This window comes from Streptococcus sp. SR4 (assembly GCF_000517725.1).
Lineage (GTDB): Bacteria > Bacillota > Bacilli > Lactobacillales > Streptococcaceae > Streptococcus > Streptococcus salivarius_F.
Window position 1 is genome coordinate 1 of record NZ_AZYW01000018.1, and the last position, 7,208, is coordinate 7,208.

General features: G+C 41.3%; 2 protein-coding genes and 1 pseudogene. All 3 read right to left on the bottom strand.

From position 1 onward, the window contains the following. Positions 1-18 precede the first annotated feature (18 nt). Positions 19-1,512, bottom strand: a pseudogene (locus tag HMPREF1519_RS02005) (GBS Bsp-like repeat-containing protein); the annotation flags it as partial. 294 nt (positions 1,513-1,806) lie between these two features. After that, complete coding sequence (locus HMPREF1519_RS02010) at positions 1,807-5,358, bottom strand: GBS Bsp-like repeat-containing protein (RefSeq protein WP_037611088.1); 3,552 nt, start codon at positions 5,356-5,358, stop codon at positions 1,807-1,809. 271 nt (positions 5,359-5,629) lie between these two features. Next, on the bottom strand, positions 5,630-7,208 hold a 1,579-nt coding region (lpdA, locus tag HMPREF1519_RS02015; protein ID WP_037611089.1), incomplete at its 5' end, for a dihydrolipoyl dehydrogenase.

Below are 7,208 nucleotides of genomic sequence, written 5' to 3' on the forward strand. Positions count from 1 at the left end.
CTGGCTAGCTTAAATAGTCACCTTATAGGAACCGTCATCCTGTTTTGTGGCATTATGCCAAACAAGATCATCCTGACCATTTTGCTCAGACCAGACTGGGATAACCACACCTGAAATACCACTTGGCTTAGTTTCATCGACATCAACCACGGTCTCAGTCAAATACTGACGGTTGCCATCCTTATCGACGAGATAAACATCTGCACGGTATTTACCAGTTGAATGTTTATGGTCTGAAGCCTTAATTGTCGCACGATAGCTACCGTCTGCTTGTTTACTTGCCTTATGCCAAACCAAATCATCTTGACCATTAACAAGACTCCATGATGGGATCAAGATTTCCTTCAAGCCATTTGGTGCAACAATATTGCGAACCACAGCATCAAAAGTACCTGTAGTTGCATCATTATTTTCAATCGTTAGGCTTGCGCTTGGACGAGATTGGCTAACTTCCACCACTTTTTCAGTCAAATAGAAACGCTTGTTGAAATTATCTACGATATAGGCATCTGCACGGTATTTACCAGTTGAATTTTTGTGGTCACTTGCCTTAATGGTAGCTCGGTAAGAACCATCTGCTTGCTTCGTCGCCTTATGCCAAATCAAATCATCTTGACCACCAACGAGACTCCATGATGGGACTAAGATTTCTTTCACACCTGTAGGAGCAATGATATTTTTTACCACAGCGTCAAAAGTGCCTGTAGCTGCATTATTATTTTCAATCGTTAGGCTTGCACTTGGACGAGAGTAAGTTACCGATACTACTTTCTCAGAAATATAATGTCTCTTATTTGTTCGATCAACAACATAGGCATCTGCACGGTAATTGCCAGCCTCCCCCTTGTGATCTACCACCTTAATGGTTACACGATAAGAGCCATCCATTTGCTTGGCTGCCTTATGCCAAATCAAGTCATCTTGACCATTGGCTAGACTCCAAGATGGAACAAGAACCTCTTTAACACCCAAGGGTGCCACAATATCTCGAACCACAGCATCAAAGGTACCAGTGACCTTGTTGTTGTTCTCAATTGAGAAGCTAGCCTTAGGTTTTAGAACATCAGTATCATGAGATGAACCTGAGGCATGAGTCAACTTAGCAGGTTCAGCCACGATATTGCTTGAAACCTCAGAAGCAGTCGGTACCGTCGCATTTTCTGAACTCGCTACTGTGTTAGCCTGAACTACAGATTCAGAGGCAACGACTCTTGATTCAGATGCTGCAATCGTTGTTGAGCTTGCTTGACTAACTTGTGGAGCACTTGAGTTTGCTACTTCACTTGTGGCTGTAGGTGTTTCCGCAACAGTTGAACTTGGTCTTGCTGATGGTGACTCTTGTGCAAGGACTGCTCCACCACCAAAAATATCTGCTGCAGTCGCAGGTTGATACTGGTTCCCTTCAGTAACCGTAGGCATTTGCGTAGCTACCTCATCAGCACTGGCTACCTGAGTAGTCACCACCATGAGAACAGCTGCACTGGCATAGTAGATAAAATCTTTTGTTCGCATTTAACTTTCCTTTGACACTTTTTAATACGTCACCCATTTTACCATAGAAAATATCTTACGAATAGAGCAAAAGTGATAATTCTCTAAAAAAACTATAAAAATGATAAAAAAATAAGTAATTTCTATGCTGAAAGCATCAATGTCATCCAAATAAAGAACCTAAAAGCCCATAAATATGAGATTTCAAACATGTATATAATATTCTGAAAATAGATAAATAAAAAATATGACTATCAAAAATGAACACCAAAAAAGCCCTTAGAAGTTTCCTTCTAAAGACCTTTCATTAATAGATTAAGCAAAGATTGAGAAGAATGGTGCACCAAGCTTAGTATCCATTGCATCTCGACTCTGAACACCATGAATGTAGTCCAATGAATACCAACCATTGTTATTGGCGTTAAATGGATCACGAACATAAGTTTTACCATTATCATAGCCATGAAGCACGATTTCATGCGTGTAAGGATAATTGATAAATTGGCTTGCTCCTACTGCTGCCAGAACGTGTTGGCCTGACATCAAAGCTGAAGCAATGTTAGCAATGCTTGAAAGCATGTTGCTCTTGAGACCCCAATTTTTACTTGCTAATACAATACCATCCGCGTCTGTACCAGCAACTGATGTTTTATTGAATGAATTTGTATTGTAGTACAAATAATCCGCAACTGTCGTTGGTGCAATTACTGTTCCCAAAATATCTGTAAAAGTCATGGCAAGTGATGTTGGAACACAACCTGACTGGTCCATATTGCTGACACCATACCACTTAGAAGCCCAACGAGGATCACGTTGAGAATAATAAGTCGTCTGAGGCTCAACACGACGATTACGTGGAGCAAGAGCTGTCTCACCAAGGTTGAATCCGTCTACAGTATTGTCTACATAGTCTACATAAACATGAGTCGTATAGTTACCAATGAGATTCTTATGATTAACAGTCGATACATTGATTTCAGTATGTGTTCCAGTAGGTGCCGTATTGTACCAAGAAAGGTTTCCTTGGTTGCTTTCTGACCATACAGCTACACGGATATTCTTAATTTGACGTCCTTGTGGTGCCTGATCAACCACTACTGTGTAACTACCAGCTTCTGAATTAACATTAGTGATATAGGTTTGCGTTTTAGTCTTAGCATTACGGAATTCAACTGTCGTTGTTGTGCCACCGACACCAACTTGTGAACCATCATTTAAAATGTAGTACAAATGAATATTGTACAAGCCTGTTGAGTTTTTATGGTTAGTAGCTTGAACATTTACCGTATAAGTGCCATTTGCTTGGCGTGTCGCTTCATACCAACGAATGTCATCTTGTCCATCTTTTTCAGACCAAATAGGCACTTGAACAGTACGAACACCTTTAGGACTATAAACATCACTGATAATGACATCAAAAGTACCAGTATCTTTATTGTTATTAACTACTGAAATAGTACCGACTGGTTTATTATGTTTCACATCCACAATTGTTTCAGTGACATAATGACGTTGGTTGGCATTATCTACGATATAAAGGTCAGCACGGTAATTTCCTAGAGAATTCTTATGCTCACTAGCCTTAATAGTAACACGGTAGCTACCATCAGATTGACGACTAGCCTTATGCCAAACCAGATCATCTTGTCCGTTAACTAGACTCCATGAAGGAACTAAGACTTCCTTAACCCCATTTGGTGCTACGATATTGCGAATAACAGCATCAAAAGTACCTAAATCAGCATTATTATTTTCAATAACGAGACTTGCGCTAGGGCGAGTTTGAGTAACTTCTACCACTTTTTCAGTGAGATAGAAACGTTTGTTAGAGTCATCTACAATGTAGGCATCAGCACGGTATTTACCTGTTGAATTCTTATGATCCGTTGCTTTGATAGTCACTCGGTAAGAACCGTCGGCTTGACGAGTTGCCTTATGCCAGATAAGGTCATCCTGACCACCAGCCAAACTCCATGATGGAACAAGAACCTCTTTTAAACCTGTAGGTGCAACAATATTACGAACAACGGCATCAAAAGTACCTGCTGCAGTATTGTTGTTTTCAATCGTAAGAACACCGCTTGGTCGAGCATAATCAACAGACACTACTTTTTCGGCAATATAATGACGATTGTTAGCGTTGTCCACGATGTAGGCATCAGCACGGTAATTCCCTTTATTGCCCTTATGCTCACTTGCCTTAATGGTGACACGATAGCTACCATCATTTTGCTTGGTTGCCTTATGCCAAATAAGGTCGTCTTGACCATTTTCAAGACTCCATGATGGGACTAAAACCTCTTTAACACCTAGTGGTGCTGAGATATTAGTGATAACGGCATCAAAAGTTCCTGCCTTAGCATTATTGTTTTCAATAGCAAAACTTGCTTTAGGTTTCAACTGCTCCGGTGTCTTACCAATGAAGACTTGCGTAGTTGTTCCACCAACACCCGTCATTTGACCATCTTTTTGAATATAGTAAAGATGGATGTTATAAAGGCCTGTTGAGTTTTTATGAGCTGAAGCCTTAACGTTTACTGTATAAGTTCCATTATTTTGACGGTTAGCCGTATACCAGATAATGTCATCTTGGCCATTAATTTCTGACCAAATTGGAACAGAGACAGTTTCAACACCATTTGGTGCCTTAACATTAGAGATGACAACATCAAAGCTACCAAGAGTTGGATTATTATTGACAATAGAAATGGTTCCACTCAAATCGCCTTGAGTGTTATCAACCTCAGCACTGGCATTTGCTGTGAAACGTCCTGTATAGTCCACGCTGTGGTCAAAGACATGTTTACCTGGCAAGAGATTATCCGTAGCTGAAAACTGCCATGCACCAGTTTTGGCATTATAGCGCATGTTCTTAGCACTTGTTGCTGTAAGAGTTGTTGATGGGTACTGGGCAACCCAGAAATTCTCAATCCCAAATTGAGAGGTTGAGACAGGTCCACGGTAGCCTAGATTGTTCTCATCCAACCAGCTAGCACTTGTGTAGAACATCAAGTTGTTGTATCCATGCTTACGCATTTCGTTAACCCAAGCTTGAGTGTTACGGTTGATATTTGGAAGCATCTTAGAGTCTTCGAAATCATTAACCATAACAGTACTCTTTGGAAGGTTTAGTTTTTGTGCAGCTTGGATGTAGAAACGAGCTTCTGCACGTGCTTCTTCCTCAGTTGTGTATCGAGAAAAATGATAGGTTGATACTTGAAGACCAGCAATTTGAGCATTGCGAACTTGTGAGGGTGCTTTAGGGTTGTTGTACCAAGTGTCCTCAGTCAACTTGACAACGACACCACCCACACCCTGGCGTGCAAGAGCACGATAGTCATCTACACTGATATCACCATTATGGCTGCTGACATCGATAAAAGTCTTTGGTTGTACCTTAAGCGTTGGCGAAGGAACATCCGTAGAATTCGTCAATTTAGCAGGTGTTGCTACAGCGCTGTTTGACGTTTCCGAACTTGTCGCACTTGTAGAAGCTGTTGCACTTTCTGAACTAACAACTGAAGATGTTACTGAAGTTGACGCTACAGCAACAGTAGAGTTAGCTACTGAAGTTGATGCCGCAGTTGTTACAGCCTCTGAACTTTCTGGTGCAAGTGACGTAGATACCGCAGGAGCACTAGGTTTTGCCACCTCACTCGTAGCTACGGGTGCTGAAACAGTTGAACTAGGAGTTGCAGGCAAGGCTGCTTCTCCACCAAAAATCTCAGCCGCTGTCGCAGGTTGATACTGATTTCCTTCAGTAACAGAAGGTGTTTGTGTCGCCACTTCATCTGCCTGAGCAACCTGAGTTGTCACAGCCAAGAGAACAGCCGCACTAGCATAGTAGATAAAATCTTTCGTTCGCATTTAACTTTCCTTTTGCATTTTTAATACGTCAACCATTTTACCATAGAAAAACTCTAATGGAAAGGTCATTATTAAAAGTTTTCTAAATAAGGCAGAAATATTATAAAATTCTAAACGCTACAAAATTGCGATTTATCTTATTTGAAAACCCTTTAACTACCTATTCGTATTTAACACTAAAAATCCAAAGAAATTTGCAAGATATAGCTAAAGATGAAAATGTGTGACAAAAGAAAAATCCCCGAACATCTGTCCGAGAATTTTATCAACTTTATTTACGTTTTGGTGGGTTATGGATAGCTTCTCCAAGTACGTCAGCAAAGGCTTCATACATGTTTTCAGAGAAGGTTGGGTGACCGTGGATAGATTGCAAGAGTTCATCTACAGTCAATTCATTTTCCATAATTGTTGATGCTTCGTTAATCAATTCAGCTGCGGCTGGACCGATAATGTGAACACCAAGGATTTCATGGTACTTCGCATCCGCAACAACTTTAACAAAACCGTGAGCTTCGTTTGAAGCGATGGCACGTCCGTTACCAGCGAAGCTTGATTTACCAACGAGGACATCACCGTATTTAGCGCGTGCATCCTCTTCAGTAAGACCACACATAGCGACTTCTGGGTGAGTGTAGACAGCTGCTGGTGTGTAGTCAAGGTGAGCCTTACGGACATTGCCACGCATAGCATTTTCAGCTGCAACTTCACCCATACGGTAAGCCGCGTGAGCAAGCATCTTAGTTCCGTTAACATCACCTGGTGCGTAAATTCCTGGGATTGATGTTTCTTGATAAGGATTAACTTTGATACGACCACGGTCAAGTTCAAGGTTAAGATTTTCAAGACCATCCAATTGTGGGACACGACCGATTGAAAGAAGGGCACGATCCGCTACAATCTCTTCACCATTATTAAGTTTAAGGGTCAATTGGTTGTTAGCTTCTACAATCTCAGAAACCCCAACAGATGTCATGATTTTCATACCCTTCTTAGCAAGGATTTTTTGAAGTTCAAGAGATACTTCCTTATCCATAGCAGGAATAATGCGGTCAGCCATCTCAACAACAGTCACTTCTACACCGTATGAGGCATAAACAAGACCAAGCTCGATACCAACGACACCACCACCCATAACAGCAAGTGATTTAGGCAATTCACGTAAGTCAAGAATATCATCTGATGTCATCACAAGTTGTGACTCAATACCAGGAATATTGATACGAGATACTTTAGATCCAGTCGCAAGGATGATATTGCGTCCCTTGATTGTTTCTGAACCAATAGTAACTGTCTTATCTGGGTTAACTTGACCAAGACCGTTGAAAATAGTGACCTTGTTAGCCTTCAAAAGACCTTGAACACCACCAGTAAGGGTCTTAACGACAGAGTTCTTAAAGTCAACTGTCTTATCCATATCGATAGTGTAGTTTGTTGACGCTAGGTTGATACCACGACCTGCTGCAATCTTAAGTCCATCAAGGATTTCTGCATTTTTAAGGTAGGTCTTAGTTGGGATACATCCTTTATTCAAACATGTTCCACCAAATTCAGATTTTTCAACGATGGCAACCTTACCACCAAGTTGTGCACCACGAATGGCAGAATAGTAACCAGCAGGACCACCACCGACAACGATAATATCGTACTCATTGTCAGCAAGAGGTGCTTTTTCTGCAGCAGCTGTTGGAGCAGCTTGGACAGGAGCTTTAGGAACTTCAAGACCAGCTGATTCCAACTGAGCAGTTGCTTCTGCAACAGGTGCGCTAGCAGCGTTATCAGCCACAACTTCACCTTCTGCTCCAATATAACCAATAACCTCAGTAACTGGTACAGTTTCACCAGCCTGACGC